Here is a 19,802-nt window from a genome sequence, read left to right as displayed (position 1 = left end):
TGTCGTTTGGACTGGATCTACAACAAGCGTCGCAAAAGATCTTTCAGATCTCGCTTGGGTTCTGCATGTTGAAACTAGGGAATGAACCTATCCAGGACTTTGGCACTCGAGACGACCCCTGGCAGGCCGGCTCCGGGGTGCGTGCCGGCACCTACGAAGTAAAGGTTATCAACGTCCTCGCTTTTATTGTGCGGTCGGAAATAGGCGCTCTGAAGCAGGACGGGCTCAAATTGGAAGGCTGTGCCCATATAGGCATCGAGGTCTGTTTCAAAATCCTTGGGAGTGAATATCCGTTTAGTCACCAGGTGCTTGCGGAGGTCTGGAACGAGGTCTTCACGCTCAAGGGATTCGAAGATGCGGTCGCAATAGGCTTCTTTAATATCTTCCCAATCCTGACCGCCGCCAAGATGGGGCACAGGGCTGAGGACGTAAAAGCTCTCACAGCCTTTAGGAGCTAGGGACGGGTCGGTGCGCGTCGGTGCGTGAAGATAGAGCGAGAAATCTTCCGCAACGATTTTGTTATGGAAGATGTCTTTCAAGAGCCCCTCATACCGAGGCCCCAAGACGATGCTGTGATGCGGGAGGTGCTCATAGGTGCGGTCGGTCCCAAAATAAACGACGAACAGGCTCATGGCATAGCGCATTTTTTCCAGGCGCCGGTCAGTCCATTTTTTACGGTGTTGTGGTGCGATGAGCTTGCGGTAGGTATTGGCCACATCGCCATTCGAAATGACTATGTCGGCTGCAAAGTCGCGACCATCTGCAGTCTTCACACTGGAAACTGCACCTTTGTCGACTACGATATCGGATACACGAGCGTTGAGTTCGATCGTGCCGCCCAGATCTTGGAATAGTTTTACAAGGCCATTCACTAGGGCTCCAGTACCACCCATTGCGAAGTGCACACCCCAAGTCTTCTCCAAGTAATGGATCATGGCGTAGATTGCGCTCGACTCTAGAGGATTTCCGCCGATCAGCAGGGGTTCAAATGAGAAGACCTGGCGAAGATTGGGGTCCTTGATGAATTCACCGACTTTGGAGAAGACTGATTTGTCAGCACGCAGTTTGATGAGATCTGGGGCGACCTTCACCATTTCCCAGATGGAATGGAACGAATGGTCGGCTAAGTCTGTAAACGCACGCCCAAAGATATCCTCACTGTATTTGAGGAAGCGGCGATATCCCTCGACGTCGTTTGGATTGAATTTCGCAATCTCTGCTTCGATGGCTTCTTGCTCACCCCGGTAATCAAATATGCGGCCGTCATCGAAATAGATACGATAGTAGGGGTCGCAGGGAACGATGGTGACGTAGTCTTCTAGCTTGCGCCCTGCTACTTCAAACAGCTCCTCGAAAATGAAAGGGATGGTTACGATAGTTGGCCCAGCATCAAAGACAAAGCCTTGATCTTCATACACATAAGCGCGGCCGCCTGGCTTGTCTCGCATCTCCAAAATAGTGGTTTGGTAGCCCTTAGCTTGTTGTCGAATCGCGGCGGCCAGCCCACCGAATCCGCTTCCGATCACCACGACATTTCGCTCTTTGTTTGGCGCTATCATGGGGGGGAACTAAGCGCGTGATCTGCGACTTGCAAGAAGCTGTGGCGACTAATTTAACTCAGTTATAAGGGCTATGAGCAGAAAGCCTTGTTCACATGATACCAATCGCTGACTCTATCTGGTGGCATGTAGGTATATGCGAAGGTCTCTTTGCGGTCGTTAGCATTGGTTGGGTGCGTCGAAGGTTTCTGCGAGATTTTCTCGTGCAGCAAATTGTGCCTCAGTTGCCGCGATCTATTGCATAATTCGGGTTAGACCTCAGAGGAACCAGACTGCTTCTTACTAGATTATGCGTATGTTCGACATTATGAGTTAGCTCGCAAGAGGGGCGACGCGATTTTGTGGGCGTGGGCGCGTTGAATAGCTTCGGTGAGCGCGCCGGCAAAGATCGGTTTGGTGATGTGATCGTTCATTCCGGCATCCATACATGTCTTGCGGTTTGCCGCATGGACTTCGGCCGTTATGGCGCAGACATAGGTTGTCGCGACCTTGTCGAATTTGCTGTTTCGCATGAACTCAGTTGTCTCAAGGCCATTCATGTGTGGCATGTTGATATCCATGAATACGAGGTCATAGGCTTGCTCATGTATTTTCTCGAGAGCTTTGGCGCCATTTGAGACGATCACCGGTGCGTAACCGATTTTCCTTAAGAGGCGCTCAAGAAGGATCTGATTGTTTTCATCATCTTCTGCGACCAAGATGGAGAGAGGATATTGATCACCCATGTGGGTGATTTCATCTACAGTTGAGCGGGGCGGTAGATTATCAGGGACAGCAGCGTTAAAGCTGATAAGGAAGATACTGCCCTCTCCGTCTTCGGATTCTAGGCTCACCGAGGCATTGATCAGATCGCAGAGCCTACGACAGATGGCTAAACCGAGTCCGATCCCCTCATGTTTGCGTGTTGCTGTTCCGTCTGCCTGAGAGAAAACCTGAAAAAGGCTCTCCATCTTTTCCTGAGAGATCCCAATGCCGGTGTCTTCTACGCCAATCGTGAAATGCCAATCAGAGCCTGTAATCTTTGGCTCTCCCTTTATGAACACACGGATCTGACCCGAGTCAGTAAACTTGATCGCATTGTCGAGAATCTTGTCGATGATCGTGCGGAGATGATCCCAGCAATGGTGAACCAATTCGGGGAGAGAATCATCTGCCTCAAACTCTAGGGTAATTCCCTTTTCTTGGGCTTTTTGCCCAAAACTCTCCGAGAGCTCAAAAACCAGAGCGACTAAATCCATTTCGCTATAGTGAGTTTCAACTTCTCCGGACTCGATCCGTGAATAGGTGAGGACGCTCTCGATAAGCTGCAAGAGTTCATGACTATTCGAATGGATTGCCTCGAGACTCTCAGTTTTCTGGGGGTCTTCCTCAATGGAATGAAGCAGGTCGGTGAAACCGATAATCGAATTGAGCGGGGTGCGTATTTCGTGACTCATCACCGCCAGAAAGTCGTTTTTCAAGCGATTTGCCGCCTCGGCAGCCTCCTTGGCGCGTCGCATCGAGCGTTCACTTTCCACGCGTGCAGTGATATCCTGAACTAAAGACGCGAATCCGATGATGGTCTTATTCTCGTCGATCAGCGGTGTGTTCATCCATTCGCAGGTAATGCGTCGGCCGTCCTTTGATCGGTTTTCGGTAATGTGCTTACTTCGGGTCCGTAACTGTTCAAGGCGGTTCCCTGCTGGGAATAAACTACGACTTTTGGGCTGATCATTATCAAGAATGTCAAAGTCTTCGCCCACCACTTCCTTGGCTTGGTATCCAAAGAGTTTTTCAGCGGCTGGGTTCCAGGCTGTAATTTTGAAATCCGTATCCCATTCGATGAAGGCTAGGGGAGCGCGGTTTATATGGAAGGCGAGACGCTGTTGCGCCCGTCGTTCACGCGCCTCGGCGAGCTTCTTTTCAGTAATGTCGGTGCAGCAGAAGATGATGCCCACGATGTTCCCGCGACTATTCTTCTCCAGAGATATGTTAGACAGGCAATAAATCTCTCTACCACTCCGATGCTTCAGCCTAATCTCAGTTTGATGGAAGCTGCTTACGAGCACGGGCGCGATGATCTTTTGTCGCATCTCTGCATGGCTAGAATCTGCCATGATGTTACGCAGAGAGGCACCCACGAGTTCATTCGAGGTGTAGCCAAAGAGCTTCTCTGCCTGCGGGTTCCAGTTTGTGATCGTACCGTCCAAGTTGGCAGTGAACACGCCCTCATTGATCTGCTGGAGAATACTTGCTTGGGCTTTCAGCTCTTCATTGACCTTTGATCGTTCAATCTCGTTGGCGATACGCGAAGCGAAAATTTGAATGGTCGACTCGATGAGACGTCGGTTCCGCATCGGCTTGGTATCCATCACTGCTATAATACCGACGACTTGTTTGCGCGAGTCACGGAGGGGGATGCCAAAAAAGCTCTTCGCTCCGGTTTGCTGGATATAGAGATCGCTCGGAAAGGCTCTTTCCAAATCGTCTTTTACAAATAGCGATTCGGCGTCCTCATAAATTTTCTGGAAGGGACTGTCTGCCAATGGGATCTCTGTATTCATCGAGGAGAAACCTCGGATCGAAACGGCAGTGGTTTTCAGCGCCAAGGTGCGCTGCTGAATATGTTTGAGTGATTTTTGGGACGACTCACCGATGCGGCCCACCATGGCGATCTCGATTTGTAGGGTATTGGCTAGGTGGTCGGTGATCATCCGCACGAATGTCTCAGCTGCAGTAGTGGCGACCTCACTTGCAGCATTATGCAATGCGGTTTCAGCCGCTTCGCGTGCTTCAGAATTTCTGCGGTATTTGAGAGCGCGATCTAGATAGGCGCTTAAGAGCCCCATGCCGCTATTTGGATGGGTGGCGTCGACACAATAGTCGGCTCCTTTGTCGAGCAGTTGCAACTGATCCACTTCAGATAAGCCCTCAGTAATGACCACTAGGGATACGTAGGGAAATCCAGCCCGAAAGCTTTTGATTTCATTGAGTATTTTGGATGCGTCGCCGCTAAATATAGCCGCGGATCTATGGTCGGTTTCTTCATCCAGAATTTCTGCCAATTGGTCCAAATCGCACGGTTTCAGAGACCAGGAGCCCTGGTCACTGTTGCATCCGCGTGTGTTGCGTAATGGGTCGAGCGTTGTCGGGCTGAGGGAAACCCAGTATGCCCAGTGCCGGGATGGCGATGGCGGCTTGTAGTGCATGCACCCATAAAACTCGGCTACGTCCCCAAAAATTGAGCAGTCGCTCGGGTAAAAGACGCAGTTTTGGCAAGTTTCTACTGCTTGGCACAAGCGATGCTAAAATCCGAAATGTAACAGGAATGTATGGGTTAACATTGGAGTAACTTACTTATCTGCTCTCTTCGGAGAGATAATACGAGAATAGAGCCGGGTGTTTTGGGTTTCGCCCGGCTCTATTTTCGTTACTAAAGGGTTCTGATGTCTTAACCCGGTAACATTTCGATGTTCGTCGATTGTTCCCCGTGGCGAAAATATGCTTCAAACCAAACTTACTCGAACGGCAAGGTGTCCAGGCGATTTGCCCCTAACAAAAAGACCATTGATTACTCGGATTTAAAAGGTAAAGGCGTTTTGGCAAACCGTCTGCGTTCGGAGGATCGACCTGCCTGTGTTTCAGATAGGTTCTCCGATCAAAATCAAAGAACTTTGGCCAAATTGCATATAACACGTTCGATGCCATCCCAAAATGTGGGAAAACTTCTACGTCGTAAGAAATTGCCCAGTGCCCAGACAAAACACATCTGTGCCCATCCGTGTAATCTGAGGTCGCGCTGTGGGTCTTAGAAATGAGCAAAGATTTCTCAGATATATACAGATGTAAAATGAAGTTGAGCCCGACGTGGACACAGAATCCGGGTTTAACTACTTGCTCGCCTCGAGCGCTGCATGCTGTTGAATCTGTTCAAGAAAAGGGGGCAGCATCGTCTTGGCTTTGTAAGGACCGATGCCAGGAAGATCGATCGCATCATCGCGCGTCATTGGTTTTTTGAGTGCGAGTTCGACCAAGGTGGCATTACTGAAGATGGATGGGAGTGGCCGTCGCTTTGCTTTCGACAGGGCGAGACGAATTTCTCGAAGCCTTTCATAGAGAGCATGGTCGTCTGAATTGAGCACATTCTCAGGGGACTCTTTCGCTGAAACAGGTCCCTTTTTTGAGCGTATTGAAGGCCAAAGCATGTTCGGGGGCGCTTCTCCCAACATGACGCGGCTGCCCAATTCGGAAAGCGTGAGCATGGGAAATTTCGGATCCTTTGATTCAGGAACAGCCATCCCGAGTCGTTCGATTTCATCGAAAAGCTGTTTGATGAATGGTTGCGATAGCTCTGAAAGAAGACCAAAGGTGGATTGTTCGCTCAGGCCGCTCTCGGCGAGATCTGCGGAGTTGGAGCCCATCAGCATGCGGATGATTTTACCCTTGCCGAAACGGGCGCGCCATCGGTGTTGATCGAGGCGATAGGATGCGCGTGCTATGCCGCTCAGCGCTTTGCGGAGTATTAGGCTTTGATCTTGGCTCAAGGTGCTGCGTGCACTCAGGTCGATTGTCCGATTGCTGCAGCGATCACAGGTTCCGCAGTCTTCACAGTCCCGTTCTCCGAAGTAGTGGAGGATGAAAGTCTGTCGACATTGGTTGCTTGTCGCGAATCGAAGTATGGTTTCGAGCTTGGCTTCGTCCCTCAGACGTTTGTCTCTCAAGGCACTTTCATCGAGTTGAAGCGCCTCGGGAGCCTCGAAAGGACGAAGTAGGCGCGTGCCTCGGCTGCGACTTCCCGGAATATCATAACGCTCGATGATAGACTGACGTCGAAGGAAAGAGATCGCAGAGTTGAGTGCCATGCCGACGCTTCGCCCTCCGAGTGCTTCGGTCATATCTGCGAGAGTAGCGGTAATCTCGTGGCGTTCGTTTTTAAGCTCATGGAGTAGGCCATAGAGCTCGCGGATAAACTCGGGAGTCGGGTTGTTCCCATCGATAAAGAACTCCTGAGTGCGCTTGTCGGCATAATTGTAATAAAGCTCGCAAACTGAATCCTGACCATCGCGACCGGCACGGCCGACTTCTTGATAGTAGGCCTCAAGGCTTCCGGGTATTTCGTAGTGGGCGACGAAGCGGATGTCTGAGCGGTCGATACCCATGCCAAAGGCGTTGGTCGCCACGGCAACATCCACTTTTCCCTGCATGAAGAGCTCTTGTGCGTTTTTCCGTTCATCATCGCTCATGCCAGCATGGTACGCGACGTGAGGCGTGCTCCACTCCTCTAGATGTTCAGCGACTTCCTCGACGCGCTTGCGTGTCGCACAGTAGATGATGCCGGTGCGGTTCTCGACGATGAGTTTGTCGAGTGAGCGTAACTTGTCTCCTTTGCCACCAGTCGGCACGACACGTAAGGAAAGGTTTTTCCTAGAGAATCCTGATACAAAAACCTGCGGATCATCAATTCCGAGGTGTACGAGGATGTCGTCCCGCACTTCTGGAGTCGCAGTAGCTGTGAACGCGGCGACTGTCGGACGTTTGGGAAGGGCAGCCAATGCCTTGCCCAGAAAGAGATAATCCGGCCGAAAATCATGTCCCCATTGAGAGAGGCAATGCGCTTCATCGATGGCGAACAGACTGATCGGCACTGATTGAAGTACCTCGACGAAGGACTTTTGGCGGAAGCGCTCGGGTGCGATATAGAGTAGTTTGATCGACCCCGTTTTCAGTTCATCCAAAATACGCCGCTGTTCCGCGACGGGAACCGTCGAATTGATCATGGCGGCGGGGATGCCTCGGCGAGTCAGGCTATCGAGCTGATCTTGCATCAGAGAGATCAGAGGCGAAATGACGATGCCCACACCGTCCATCGCCATGATCGGGAGTTGATAACAGAGCGATTTGCCGCCCCCGGTGGGCATCACTGCCAGCGTATCGTGACCCGAAGTGATCGAATCGATGATTTCCCGCTGTCCCTCGCGGAAAGCCTCTAGTTGGAATCTTTCCTGAAGTATTTTATCCAAACTCGACCCTGCCATGCCCGAAGGATTCGACTGCTTGAGCAGTTTAAATCAAGCAGAAATAACTGAAAATTTGTTTACTGCCTATTGGGGATGCATTATTGGCTCGGCCCAAAACTACGCTCGGCGAGACAAGTGAGCGGCTCGCTGACAAGAACAATAACTCAGCGTGGACTATTCTTCGGGTCGAGGGCGTCACGAAGGCCATCTCCCAGAAAATTCAAAGCGAGCAGCGTTGTTGAGAAAAACGCAGCGGGGTAGAGTAGTTGCCAGGGGAAGACTTCCATGCTCTCTGCGCCATCTTTAATGAGGGTGCCCCAGGATGACGCGGGCGGTTGGACACCCAGACCAAGAAAACTCAGGAAGGACTCAAGCATGATGACGGATGGCACGGTGAGTGTGGAATACACGATGACTACGCCCAGAACATTGGGAATGATGTGCCGGGTGATGATTACGCGTTGTTTTTGCCCCATGGCCACCGCAGCTTCGATGAACTCTTGGCGCTTGAGTGACACCACCTGACCGCGGACGATGCGAGCCATGGTGAGCCACTCGACAGCGCCAATAGCGAGAAAGAGCAGCCATATATGTCTGCCGAAGAGCACCATGAGAAGGACGACAAAAATCGTGAATGGCAGGGCATAGAGAATGTCGACGATCCGCATCATGACAGCATCTACCCGGCCTCCGATATAGCCAGCAGTGGCACCATAAAGGACACCGATGATTAACGAGACAGCGGTTGCCAGAAAACCCACCATCAGCGAAATACGTCCACCGGTCATGATACGGGTCAGCAAATCGCGCCCGAGGCTATCAGTGCCTAGGATGTGGACACGGTCGGCGATGGTGTAGGTAAAGCCGTTTTGGACGAAGTTCTCTTCGGTCTTTAAGGCGGTTAAGATTGCCTCGGCATCGAGAGAGGAGTCCAAACGAGCACGCCGTATCAAGTCCGTCTCAGATGTGTATTCAACGCGCTCGCGCCCACCGCGGATCCCCTCGCTTTTGATGATCTTCGCCATAGGAGCGGAGCTGCCCAGGGAAGGTTCTTGCTCGCGTTCGGAGTAGGGCGTTAGAAATGGGCCCACAAGGCAAAATAAAGCGATGCCCATGAAAGTGATTAGCCCAATGAATGCCGCCTTATTTTTGAGTAGTCGGTGCCAAGCATCCTGAGCTAGGGAGGTAGGTTGGGCTAGGGCGACCGATTCCAGCGTCGCTGCTTTTTCGTGTTTGGAAGTCATCCCCATCGCTTAGTCGAACTTTGCTCGTGGATAGAGCCAGACGACTGCGACGTCGACCGCTATGTTTACAGAAATAATCAGCACTTGGTAAAAGAGAACGGTTCCCAGCACCAAAAAGTAGTCCCGATTGAGCGCAGATTTTACAAACTCCTGGCCTAAACCCGGAATCACAAAAATGGTCTCTACCACGAAGGAACCGGATATAAGCCCTGCCAAAGCAGGCCCCAGAAACGAGACTACCGGCATGATGCCGCCACGGAAGGCGTGTTTGAAGACGACTGAGAATGTCGAGGCACCTTTTGCCCAAGCCGTGCGAATGTAGTCCTGGCCCAAAATTTCGAGCATGCCGCCACGGGTTAATCGAGCAATGTAGGCTGCATAGGCAAGGCCCAGCGTGACTGTCGGTAAGACTTTGTATTCCGCGCCACCTGACCAACCCAGGACGGGTAACCAGCCTAGCCAGACGCCAAATATGAGGGACAACACCGGACCAATAACGAAGGTGGGGAGGCAAATCCCGATCATTGCCGAAGTCATCGGAATATAGTCGAGCCAACTGTTTTGCTTCAGGCTGGCGATCAACCCGGCAGGCACGCCCACACAAATGGCAAACAGCAAGGAATAGAGTCCGAGTTGAAGTGAATTAGGAAATTTATCGGCGATGATATCTTGAACCTTGCGACCGGGAGAAGAGAGGGACGGACCGAGATCACCCTGGAAGACACCTTTTAGATAGTTGCCAAATTGGATAATGAGTGGCTTGTCCAAACCATACTGCTTATTGATTGCCTCTTTAGCCGACTCAGAAATCGCTCGCTCTTGATCAAAGGGTCCACCCGGCGCCAAGCGCACCATAAAAAACGTCAGCGTAATAATAATCAGCACCACCGGTATCGCCTGAAGGATACGACTGAAGATGAAGGAGCTCATGGGTGATGTGTGGGCAATTTTTTCAATTTAGCTGAAGGATGGGGCTCTGTCCCCGTTCCTTGGATGTCTCCTTTTGCACAATCCTGAACCTCCGCAAAGAGCGCGACGATTTCACAAGGCGTAGGAACAAGACCGTGCATATAAAACTAGAAGTGCAAATATTTGTAAGGGCGGTTGTCGAGGAGCTTGGGGTAGAAGCCCTTCAGGCGTGGGTCGCGCAGGTATTTGCGTGTATACCAGTAGATCGGTGCGACGGGAGCCTCGTTCAGTAAAATTGTTTCGGCGCGGTGAAGGATCTCTAAACGTCGTTCCAAGTCTGTCTCTGCGACAGCATCCTCGAGGATAAGACGGTCGAATTCGGCATTGGACCAGCCCGTGTTGTTGTTGCCATTACCCGTGGTCCACATGCTGAGGAATGTGGTCGGATCCATGTAGTCTCCGATCCAACCGGCTCGGGAAACGCTGTAATCTAGGGTCTGCTGACTGTTGATATAAACTTTCCACTCCTGATTCAGAATCCCGACTTGGATACCAAGCTCAGTCTCCCACATAGACTGAATGGCCGTGGCGATGTCGCGATGGGATTCGAGAGTATTGAAGAGGATTTCCACACCCTCGGGCCATCCCTCGCCACCGGCATAACCAGCTTCGGCAAGCAGGGCGCGTGCGGCCTCTGGATCGTAGGGTATCAGGCGTGGCGGTTCATACCCCTTAATGCCCGGAGGAGTGAATCCGTCGGCCGGTTGCTCGCCCCCTTGGGAAATGCGTCGCACGATCACCTCGCGATCAATCGTCATTGCCAAAGCGCGTCGCACCCGCACGTCATCAAACGGGGGCCGCTCGATATTGAAACGATAGAAATAGACGCCAAGCCAAGGGTCCAGATGGATGAGTTCTGGATTTTCATCGAGGTAGACTGAGATTTTTTCCGGCGGTATTTTATCGGTCGTGTGGAGCTCGCCAGCAGCGAAGGCACGCTCTTCGGTATTCAGCTGTGTAATAGGAAAAAAATGGATCTCGTTGAGCTGAACGGTTTCGCTGTCCCAATAGGTTGGGCTCTTTGCCACGCGGATAATTTCGTCGGGGGTCCATTCTGCCAGGACGAAGGGGCCGTTACCCACATAGTTTTCCCGAGTCCAAGCGCTATCGAGTTCCAGCATGCCACCGAATTTTTCGATCGTTTCGGGATGCACCGGAAACCAGCTGTAGTGCTTGAGCTTGGATAAAAAATAAGGTGTCGGCCCATTAAGAGTCACTTCCAGGGTGTGGGCATCAAGAGCTTTTACGCCCACCTCAGAGAAGTCTTTGACCCGCTCCTGATGATAAGCTGCACCATTTTCTAAAATGTAGAGCATATCCGCGTATTTGGCCCCGAAAACTGGATGCAACATGCGGTTCCATGAGTAGACGAAATCCTTTGCTGTCACTGGATCACCATTGCTCCAGAGCGCGTCCTTTCTCAGATAAAATGTCCACTTCGACCCATCTTCATTCGATTCCCAGCGTTCTGCGACACCCGGTTCTGGCTCGTTGTCGTCCGTCGGGTGGTAGGAGATCAAACCCTCCATCAGGGCTGAGATGATCTTGTTTTCCGGCACTCCCGTGACGACGTGAGGATCAAGCCCCTGGGGCTCGTTACCATTCCCGCGTAGTAAAATGCCCGTTGCTGCCGCCTCATCGGCTTTGGTCTTACGTCCTGAATCCAAATCATCGCCCGAGGGCCCGCCGCAATGGGTAAGAAAGGGAATGAGCGTGAGTGCGAGTAGGGCGCGGAGACGTGGGAGCATGATGTAATAAAAAATGTATAGGGGTCGTGAGAAAGCGAAGTAAGTGGGTGAGTTGCTTGGATTCAAGCCGAGCTGTCGTTTGAAGCTTAGATTCGAAAAACAGCACCAAGTTTCCTACCCAGCAGAACACTTGCTCCGCCGATAGCAAGAGCAAGCAGGACCATGGCCCAGACCCCCAGAGCTGAGGCTATGAATTTACCATCTCCCAAAAAGCCGAGCAGGTCGTAGATGGCTTTGGTGATCGGATAGTGTTCTTGTTTGGAGGCGAGAATCAGTGAGTCAGACACTTCGAGCATGGATTGGGAGAAAGCCAGAAGAGCACCAGCTAAAATACTCGCCGTGATGAGCGGGAAGGTGACGAGCAGCAACGCGCGTAATCGGGTAGCTCCCAGGCTCATGGCGGCTTCTTCATAGGTTTCACTGGTCTGCTCCAGTCCTGCTACCACAGAGCGCACCACGAACGGTAATTTCCGCACCGCATAGGCAATGATCAGCAGAACAATGGGGTTGGGCGCGTCGGGTGGATTGAGAAAGGAAAAGAAGTCGCCGTGTTGAGTCATGGCAAGGTAACCAAAAGCCACGACGATGCCTGGCACTGCCAAGGGCAGCATGGTGAGCGCATCGAGGAACGCGCGTCCCGGCACGCGCGTCCGAACGACCAGAAACCCAACAATGAGCCCAATCGCCACATTGAGTGCGATCGCTAAGAGTGAATAGATGAGGCTATTTTGGATGGACGCCAACGTGAGTCGGTGTCCCAGCGCGAGTTCGAAATTCTGTAAGGTCCATCCGGTTGGAAAAATGCTCCCATACCAATCGCTTGAGAATGCGATGAAGATGACGCCAATATGCGGCAGCAAGGCAAGGGCCGTCACCAAACTGAAGCCAGTTACGCACAGAGCCTGCGCCGCCTTGGATAACCGCGTTTCCGTCACTTGGCTGGAAGCTTTTGCCATCATAGCGTAACGTGCTTTTCCCAATGTCCCCTTGCCGAGTAAGTAGAGGAGGGTTGTGATAACAAAAAGAATAGTAACCAAGGCATAGGGGAGCGGGCTGCTTCCCATGTCTTTAAGTCCGTCGAAAATTTGGACTGGCGTCACTACGCGATAATCAAAGATGAGCGGAACACCCAGTTCGGTGAAGGTCCAGATGAAGACGATTGTGCCACCCGCAAACATACCCGAGCGCGCGAGGGGCACATGCACGCGCCAAAATTTTTGCCATCCGCTACATCCGAGATTCGCCGCTGCATCGTCCAGCGATGTGTCGATGTTGGAAAATGCCGCCAGCTGATTGAGATAGAGAATGGGGTATAAGCTTAGAGCATTGAGGACGACAATGCCCCAAAATCTTTGGGCGCCCAACCAGTCTATGGTATGTCCCTCGGCGAGCACCCCGATGCTTTGAAGCAGGGAATTGAGCGCTCCATATTGTCCGAGAATGTGCTTCACCCCGATTGCCCCGACGAACGGCGGCAGCATGATCGGCAGTAGAATGAGCAGGCCAAAAAAGCTTTTACCCCAAAATGCATACCGGCTGCTGGCCCAGGCCATCGGCGTTGCAATGAGGAATGTTAACAGAGTCGAAGCACAGGCCAGTTTGAAGGCGTTCATCAGACCAGCACGGTAGAGTGGGTCCGCGAAAATTTCTTTGAAGTAAGCGACTGAAAAGGCCCCAGACGTATCAACAAAGGCATCTTTGATAACCTCGAAAATAGGATAGATGAAAAATAGCCCCAAGAAGGCTAAGACCAGCCCCATCAATCCATAAGCTCCAGCAGATCGCATGGCTGATGAGCTAGGAGTCGCAATGCAATTTTGTCACTATTGAAAAGCCTTCTGGCTTGTGGTGAAACGGCTCGGTTGGCCTGTGTAGCTGCAGCACCCAATCGCTGCTTTAGTCTTGAATCGATTACGATGTGGACTGCCTCAAAGCACAGTGAGTATTTTGTCTTCCGCTAATAGACGCGAATGAACGCTAATTTTTGTCTGAGTATTGTTTTGTCCAAAGTAGGTTTCTCGAAAAAAAGTTGGGGCGATTCGACGTAACTGGCGTCGCGACGATGAGGACCAGTCCATGGATTTCAATGATTCCCGGGGATATGATATCCCTGGATCTACTCAAACCCATATTATGCAATAGGTCGCGGCAACTGAGGCACAATCTGCTGCTCTACAAAGTCTTGCAGAAACCTTCGACGCACTAAACGGGTGGGCATTCATGCTTCTTCAATCCCTTTCGCATCAACATCTCGCACCTCCTAGCTCGCTACGATCGCATAATCCGGATTAAAATATTCGCGTTCATTCGCGTGTATTAGCGGATCCTTGTTCATGCTTCGATTCTCGGATGCAAGACGCACGCATTTCACTTCCCTTGAGCGCGGTTGACATCGAAATTTCCCTTTGAGTTACTGGATCGTTTATGAATCCGTTCACGCTAAGGTTTCTCTGGAAGGGGCTATCGGGTCGTAGCATGGTGTTTTCCTTGCTCTTCGCGACGGCTATTTTGGGCTACTCAGGTGCTGGATTTATTCGGAGTGCATTCGGGAGTGTGGGGATCCCTTGGTGGATCGTATGGATTATCCCATTTATCCTAATCGGGACCGTGGCGAAGAAAGAAGAGGCGTGGTTCCCTCGTGAGCGTTTTCGTAAGATCGTCAGCTACAGCGTCATCGCCTTTTCGATCGTGCTCAGTTACCTATTATGGAAGATCGACAGTGCGACCCCGGAGTATGAATCGTCCGAGGAGCCGCGCTTTATGCGGGAGCAGGCTGGGCCACGAGGGAAGTGATCCATGAGCGAGGAGCGCGTGTCAGGTTTTTGGGCTAAAGTGTCTTCGTGGCTTCGGTTGAAATTCAGCGACTCAGAGCGATTTCTTATCCTCTGCATCGTTGCCGGTGTCGCCTGTGGACTCACTGGGGTAGCGTTGCACTATGCGATCGGATTTATCTACGAATTGTTTTTCCGTCCGGATAGTGGGCATCGTCCCGCCTGGTGGGTGCTTTTGTTCGCACCGGCTCTCGGTGGGCTCGTCGTTGGAATCGTAATCCATAGATTTGCTCCACGGGCGGCGGGCTCGGGCATACCTCAGACGAAAGAGGCTTATCATAATCATTTCGGGATGATTCGGATTAAGGACGGCCTGTTCCGTTTCCTAACCTGTACCATCTCAGTGGGTATGGGCAACAGTGTGGGCCGTGAAGGGCCGACAGCGCATATCTGCAGTGCGATCGCGGCAAAGATCGGTCAAACGATGGGCCTCGCTAAAATGCGTCTCAAGGCCATGGTGCCGGTGGGCATGGGGGCGGGGATTGCCGCCGCCTTCGATACTCCGTTGGCTGCCATCTTCTTTGTGTTTGAAGAGCTGTTGGGGGATTTCTCTAGCAAAGCCCTGGGTGGGCTGGTGGTGGCCGTGGTAGTTGCTGCCGCAGTGGAGCGCACCTTTCTCGGCGAAGCTGCCGTATTGCAAGTCGATACGGCGGTGTTTGAAATCGATACGTGGATGCTGGTGAGCATTCCGCTCGGGCTTGTTGCTGCCCTGCTTGGAACCCTATTCGTGAAGTCCATACTCGCGCTGCGGCAGCGCTTTAAGGAATGGACGTTGCCGCCCTGGCTCAAGCCGGCTGTCGGTGGCTTGGGGGTGGGGCTGATTGGAACGAGTGTTTTCTTCATTCTACAACAGCAGCATCTGGGTGTCTTCGGGGTAGGGTATCAGGATCTGAATGCGTCGCTTCAGGGCAGTCTGACTTTCTGGGTAATGGTCATCTTGTTTGTGGGGAAATTTATCGCCACACTGTTTTGTTATGCAGCGGGCGGAACGGGCGGTATTTTTGCACCGGTTCTATTTTTGGGAAGCATGTTGGGCGGGATTTTCGGGGTGGCTCTGGTCGAGGTCGTGGGTTTCGATTCACGAATTGCCGACGCCTGCGCCTTGTTAGGGATGGGCGCTTTTTTCGCCGCAGTGATCCGCTGCCCAATGACGTCGATTCTGATCATCTTTGAGATGACTCAAAATTATTCGCTGATTCTTCCGCTTATGGCTGGGAACATGATCGCCTATTTCCTAGCGCGGCGACTCCAAGGCCTCTCGATCTACGATGCATTGCTTGTGCAGGATCGCGTGAGTTTAAAGAAACTGCCGACTTATCGGGGTGACAAAGACTGGCGCAACTTACCGGTCACGACCATTACCACCTATGAGCTGGTATGCGTTGCCGGAGATCAAACGATGACCGCCGCATTTGAAGCGGTGTGCGAAAAGAAACATCATGCCTATCCGGTGATCCGGCTGAACGAGGATGGCCTAAATCGTTTGGTGGGGATGATCACATATCATGAGTTACGTGACGCCTGGCAGAAGCAGTCTGAAGTCACCGTGGCAGATTTCATTGCCGATCAGCAACTGGTGTATGTGCATCCAGACCAATCGATCCGAGACGTGGCGAACACCCTTGTGGTCCAGGATAAGATGCAGGTGCCCGTAGTCAGTCAGTCAGACCCCGAGCGCCTAATTGGGATTGTGACATTGCACGACGTGGCCAGGCAGCAAAATGCGATAGAGGACCAGATCGAACGAGGAGAGTAGACGCTATCGGCTGAAATAAATGAGCGGAACCTTCGCTGCGCCTCACGCCGCCAACGGAGTGGGCAATGCTGCGCCAGGTTTCGCCATCACATGCAGATAGACTTGCGTCGTGCAGATGTCCTTGTGTCCCAATAAGTCCTGCACCGTTCGGATATCCGTTCCCTGCTCCAAGAGATGTGTCGCAAAACAGTGCCGCAATACGTGGGTGGTGACACGCTTAGAAATCCCCGCGCGTTCTTTCGCAGGGCGGAATTGATTCAAGTAGACATCTGGGTGGATGTGGTGACGCCGACGCACCTGAATCTGCCCTCGTTCCAAGTCCAGATCCTTCACGCGCAGCCGCACGCCTTCTGTGTTTTAAATTCCTTTAGAGAAACCACTGTATCCAACGAAGATAGATCGATCCCTTCTGGAAGATCTGTGCTCAAACAGCAATCACCTCACGCCCGCTTCGCTCAAGACACAGAGGCGCAAAGAATATACCGAATGACAATTAGTTCATAAGTAGCTCAATTGCGGTATAGTTTGGCCAGCAACAGACCAATTAAATTAGTCGAAATATGGATGATTTGGGCTGAATTCTCACGGTATGAAGATAGCAGGAAAACTTAGCGTTAATTCGCGTTCATTAGCGGATAGACCCAAATGCCAGAAACCCCAACTAGCCACTACTGACCCGTCGCAATCCCGCGCATTCCTATCCAAGCGGACTCTTACCCCAAAGGCCTCAACCCACTATCTTTTTCCTCGCCCCAATATACCAAAGTACTTTTAAAAGCTATCCATCCGCGCACGCGAAGCACACAACCAAGCACATGATGTTCAGCCACTTCCATCTCGCCATCCCAACCAACATGAATCCCCAGAATTATCAGGATTATTCATTGATATAATATTAACTGTTCTGAAAAATAAATATGAATGAGCCTATCTGGAGAAAACACTTAAGCACAATAATAGTAGCGACTTGTGCCACTATTGTGATAATCGCCTCCTTTATTAAAGAGGCAGTCGGCGGTAATAATGTAGCACTTGCTATCGGCCTAATTGCACTGATTACATTTATTTCAGTTTTTGTTCAAATTCACTTTTTTGTAACTTCAAACGAAAAACGACTTTCTGATATAGCTACCCGTTATAAAGAAGAACTGCATGGCTCTCGAATGCGCGTTTTCTCGTCACCGAAATCGGCACTTGAATATTTCACTAGTCGAGTTACAGAGATGATTCGTATTCGAAACACTTGCGTGTGTGCTATGGACCAAATTCCTCAGGTGAAAAATGAATACATGGAGCAACCTTGGTATAAGGATTATATTTCCAGTGTGTTAGATCCATTAAAGAATAGCAGACTAACTTACCGCGACATCTTGACCCCAGGTATAATGAAGATACGAGAGCATCGTTTTTTTTATTCAAAGACGCTAATCTTGGGACTGCTTACACCGCAAAAGAGTTGAAGGCCGACGTCAAATTTACGGAGTTCACGATTGTCGAATATAGAGATGATCGACCAAAAGAAGTTTTGTTTGGCTGGGATCACGCAGTCCCTAGGGGGAAAGCGAGTGTTTTTTTGTCAGATGAACCAGACTTAGTAGAGTATTTCGACAACCTTTTCGAGTATTTGTGGACAAAAAGCGAAGAACGATAATGCAAGCGAATTACGCATCGATAAGTAGTTAAAAAAACCAGAACCAGTCGCTTCTGGACAACGTCTAACGGCGCGCCAGAGCTCTACGTTCGGCTTCACACCGAGTAGACCACAACCACAAATTATGGAGGACTACATCATGAAACACTTCTTCGCACCACTACATCCAATCAACATACATTCAGGAAACATAGATGAGCATAAACAACCCGATTGGCGACAATCGATTAGAAACGTATTCATGTGAACTATACGACAAGAGTGACAGCTATACCAATGACGTCCAATTCATAGTTGAACTACTCAAAGGCAAGGGGTGCACCCGAATTCTTGAGCCGTTCTGCGGCTCTGGTCGAATACTCACCCCACTTCTTAGCGAAGGCTATGAGGTGCATGGACTCGACTATTCTTCCTGCATGCTGAGGCGTGCGCAGGAAAGGATTTACAGAGCCACATTTGATAGACCACCGAAGTATCAATTGGTTTGCCAAAATGTCGTAGACGAGTCTTGGCCCATAGGCTATTCAGCCGTAATTCTTGCAGCCAATTGCTTTTGGCAACTCGGGAGCCAAGAGGAGCATCTAGCGATGGTATCTAAATCGTGGAGCTCTCTCCAGAAAGGCGGGTATCTCTATATTGAGAACGACAATATGGATGGAGAATTACCCGATTCTTGGTGTAAGATCGACCCAGAACCACGACCTTGGAAATCCCCCAAAGGGAGATGTGATGATGGCACTGTCATTAAGTCGATGATCCAAGTTGTTGATTACGACAAAAAGGCTAGAATATGGCACGCAAAGAAGCAGGTGAGCGCCACCATGCCTGATGGCGAAACACTCGATTCTGAGTGGTTTGATGTGTACACTCACACTAGCAGCGCCATTGACATTCGTGAAATGCTTAAGAAGTCGGGCTTCGTCATCTTAGGCGAATTCAAATCCACCGATGGTGAGCCTTATGAATATGGTTGTGGTAGAGCCATACTCTGGGCCAGAAAGGAATAGCCGAACAAGAATGAATGAGAAGGCGGCACAGAATCTGATCCCTTCTCATCATGGAAAACGCTAACAAAGACACCTACACCCTCGGCCTCGATCTTGGAAACGCTACGCATGCCCTATGCGTTTTAAATTCCACTGGAGAGATCGTAGAAGAGAACACGATAGCCAACGAGAAAGAATCTATACTCATTCCAGAAATCCACGCTCAAACAGCAATCACCTCACGCCCGCTTCGCTCAAGACACAGAGGCACAAAGAATATACCGAATGACAATTCGTTCACAAGTAGCTCAATCGCGATACAGTTTGGCCAGCAACAGACCAATCATCGGCGATTCTGGGAATCAGTCGAAATATAGATGATTTGGGCGAAATCCTCACGGCATGAAGAAAGCAGGAAAAATTAGCGTTAATTCGCGTCCATTAGCGGATAGATCCAAATGCCAGAAACCCCAACTAGCCACAGCCTATGCGTAGCAACACAGCCCCTCCCGATCGAAGTGGACTCTTTCCTAAAAGGCCTCAACCCACTATCTTTTTCCTCGCCCCAATATACCAAAGTACTTTTAAAAACTATTAACCCGCGCACGCGAGGCACACAACCAAACACATCATGTTCAACCACTTCCATCTCATCACCCCAACCAACATGAATCCCCGGAGATATCAGGACGATTCGTTGATATAATATTAACTGTTGTGCAAAAAGAATGAAACGAATCACCTTACTAATCTTACTCTCCGTTTCGTTTCTTTCCGCTGAGACTGCGGATGACCTAGCGAAGCGTATCATTTCGCAAGAGTTTGCCGCAGGCTACAATCCAGTTGACTCATCAAAAGAAGAGGAAATCCGAGCTGCTGCAATCAATTCACAGCTCAGGCTCAAATGGCTCATGCAAAGTGACGAAGTAACAGAAGAATTAAGAATCTGCTACGCCATCAAAGTTCTGAATGAAAGAATCGCTCTAGTGAGTCGAATCGACTCTGGGATTGACCCAACGGGCGAACACTCTGCGCTACAGAAAGAGAAAGAAATCTTAGCCC

Annotated in this window: 15 protein-coding genes; 6 read left to right on the top strand and 9 right to left on the bottom strand. The window is 50.8% G+C overall.

Annotated elements, in window-relative coordinates:
- Positions 1-74: 74 nt before the first annotated feature.
- The 8 genes from HRU10_07395 to HRU10_07360 all read right to left on the bottom strand — a co-directional run bounded on the left by HRU10_07395 (position 75) and on the right by HRU10_07360 (position 13,303).
- A complete protein-coding gene (locus tag HRU10_07395; GenBank protein NRA27056.1) occupies positions 75-1,559 on the bottom strand; it encodes a phytoene desaturase in 1,485 nt (494 codons plus the stop codon).
- Positions 1,560-1,864: 305 nt separating this feature from the next.
- A complete protein-coding gene (locus HRU10_07390; protein ID NRA27055.1) occupies positions 1,865-4,612 on the bottom strand; it encodes a PAS domain S-box protein in 2,748 nt (915 codons plus the stop codon).
- Between the two features lie 31 nt (positions 4,613-4,643).
- Positions 4,644-4,817 (bottom strand): hypothetical protein, encoded by a 174-nt coding sequence (locus tag HRU10_07385; GenBank protein ID NRA27054.1) that lies wholly within the window; start codon positions 4,815-4,817, stop codon positions 4,644-4,646.
- A gap of 611 nt (positions 4,818-5,428) precedes the next feature.
- A complete protein-coding gene (locus HRU10_07380; GenBank protein NRA27053.1) occupies positions 5,429-7,573 on the bottom strand; it encodes a RecQ family ATP-dependent DNA helicase in 2,145 nt (714 codons plus the stop codon).
- Between the two features lie 146 nt (positions 7,574-7,719).
- Positions 7,720-8,799: an ABC transporter permease subunit gene (locus HRU10_07375; protein NRA27052.1), complete on the bottom strand. Its 1,080-nt coding sequence runs from the start codon at positions 8,797-8,799 to the stop codon at positions 7,720-7,722.
- Between the two features lie 9 nt (positions 8,800-8,808).
- Complete coding sequence (locus tag HRU10_07370) at positions 8,809-9,729, bottom strand: ABC transporter permease (GenBank protein NRA27051.1); 921 nt, start codon at positions 9,727-9,729, stop codon at positions 8,809-8,811.
- 146 nt (positions 9,730-9,875) lie between these two features.
- Complete coding sequence (locus HRU10_07365) at positions 9,876-11,516, bottom strand: peptide ABC transporter substrate-binding protein (GenBank protein ID NRA27050.1); 1,641 nt, start codon at positions 11,514-11,516, stop codon at positions 9,876-9,878.
- Positions 11,517-11,602: 86 nt separating this feature from the next.
- A complete protein-coding gene (locus HRU10_07360) occupies positions 11,603-13,303 on the bottom strand; it encodes an iron ABC transporter permease (GenBank protein NRA27049.1) in 1,701 nt (566 codons plus the stop codon).
- Between the two features lie 637 nt (positions 13,304-13,940).
- Here HRU10_07360 and HRU10_07355 point away from each other — a divergent pair.
- Both HRU10_07355 and HRU10_07350 read left to right on the top strand, forming a co-directional pair.
- The gene (locus HRU10_07355) at positions 13,941-14,309 is read left to right on the top strand and encodes a hypothetical protein (protein NRA27048.1); all 369 of its coding nucleotides are present in this window, start codon (positions 13,941-13,943) and stop codon (positions 14,307-14,309) included.
- Between the two features lie 3 nt (positions 14,310-14,312).
- The gene (locus HRU10_07350; protein ID NRA27047.1) at positions 14,313-16,103 is read left to right on the top strand and encodes a chloride channel protein; all 1,791 of its coding nucleotides are present in this window, start codon (positions 14,313-14,315) and stop codon (positions 16,101-16,103) included.
- Positions 16,104-16,145: 42 nt separating this feature from the next.
- Here HRU10_07350 and HRU10_07345 read toward each other — a convergent pair whose 3' ends face one another.
- Positions 16,146-16,448 (bottom strand): tyrosine-type recombinase/integrase, encoded by a 303-nt coding sequence (locus HRU10_07345; GenBank protein ID NRA27046.1) that lies wholly within the window; start codon positions 16,446-16,448, stop codon positions 16,146-16,148.
- A 572-nt stretch (positions 16,449-17,020) separates the two neighbouring features.
- On the opposite strand from HRU10_07345, the gene HRU10_07340 reads away from it, so the two are divergent.
- The 4 genes from HRU10_07340 to HRU10_07325 all read left to right on the top strand — a co-directional run.
- The gene (locus HRU10_07340) at positions 17,021-17,563 is read left to right on the top strand and encodes a hypothetical protein (protein NRA27045.1); all 543 of its coding nucleotides are present in this window, start codon (positions 17,021-17,023) and stop codon (positions 17,561-17,563) included.
- Between the two features lie 385 nt (positions 17,564-17,948).
- Positions 17,949-18,761, top strand: coding sequence for a class I SAM-dependent methyltransferase (locus HRU10_07335; protein NRA27044.1), 813 nt, complete (start codon positions 17,949-17,951; stop codon positions 18,759-18,761).
- A gap of 50 nt (positions 18,762-18,811) precedes the next feature.
- Positions 18,812-19,117, top strand: a complete 306-nt coding sequence (locus HRU10_07330) for a hypothetical protein (GenBank protein ID NRA27043.1) — start codon at positions 18,812-18,814, stop codon at positions 19,115-19,117.
- Between the two features lie 351 nt (positions 19,118-19,468).
- Positions 19,469-19,802, top strand: a 334-nt coding sequence (locus tag HRU10_07325; GenBank protein ID NRA27042.1) for a hypothetical protein, incomplete at its 3' end; no start/stop codon positions are given.

Source organism: Opitutales bacterium (genome assembly GCA_013215165.1).
In the GTDB taxonomy this organism is placed as follows: Bacteria; Verrucomicrobiota; Verrucomicrobiia; order Opitutales; family JABSRG01; genus JABSRG01.
This window is presented reverse-complemented; position numbering and strand designations above follow the sequence as displayed.

Excerpts from the sequence above, each read along its gene's own strand:
- HRU10_07395 (NRA27056.1), bottom strand. The coding sequence starts at position 1,559 with ATGATAGCGCCAAACAAAGAGCGAAATGTCGTGGTGATCGGAAGCGGA.
- HRU10_07330 (NRA27043.1), top strand. The coding sequence starts at position 18,812 with ATGGAAAACGCTAACAAAGACACCTACACCCTCGGCCTCGATCTTGGA.
- HRU10_07355 (NRA27048.1), top strand. The coding sequence starts at position 13,941 with ATGAATCCGTTCACGCTAAGGTTTCTCTGGAAGGGGCTATCGGGTCGT.
- HRU10_07380 (NRA27053.1), bottom strand. The coding sequence starts at position 7,573 with ATGGCAGGGTCGAGTTTGGATAAAATACTTCAGGAAAGATTCCAACTA.
- HRU10_07335 (NRA27044.1), top strand. The coding sequence starts at position 17,949 with ATGAGCATAAACAACCCGATTGGCGACAATCGATTAGAAACGTATTCA.
- HRU10_07340 (NRA27045.1), top strand. The coding sequence starts at position 17,021 with ATGAATGAGCCTATCTGGAGAAAACACTTAAGCACAATAATAGTAGCG.
- HRU10_07370 (NRA27051.1), bottom strand. The coding sequence starts at position 9,729 with ATGAGCTCCTTCATCTTCAGTCGTATCCTTCAGGCGATACCGGTGGTG.
- HRU10_07350 (NRA27047.1), top strand. The coding sequence starts at position 14,313 with ATGAGCGAGGAGCGCGTGTCAGGTTTTTGGGCTAAAGTGTCTTCGTGG.
- HRU10_07365 (NRA27050.1), bottom strand. The coding sequence starts at position 11,516 with ATGCTCCCACGTCTCCGCGCCCTACTCGCACTCACGCTCATTCCCTTT.
- HRU10_07375 (NRA27052.1), bottom strand. The coding sequence starts at position 8,799 with ATGACTTCCAAACACGAAAAAGCAGCGACGCTGGAATCGGTCGCCCTA.
- HRU10_07360 (NRA27049.1), bottom strand. The coding sequence starts at position 13,303 with ATGCGATCTGCTGGAGCTTATGGATTGATGGGGCTGGTCTTAGCCTTC.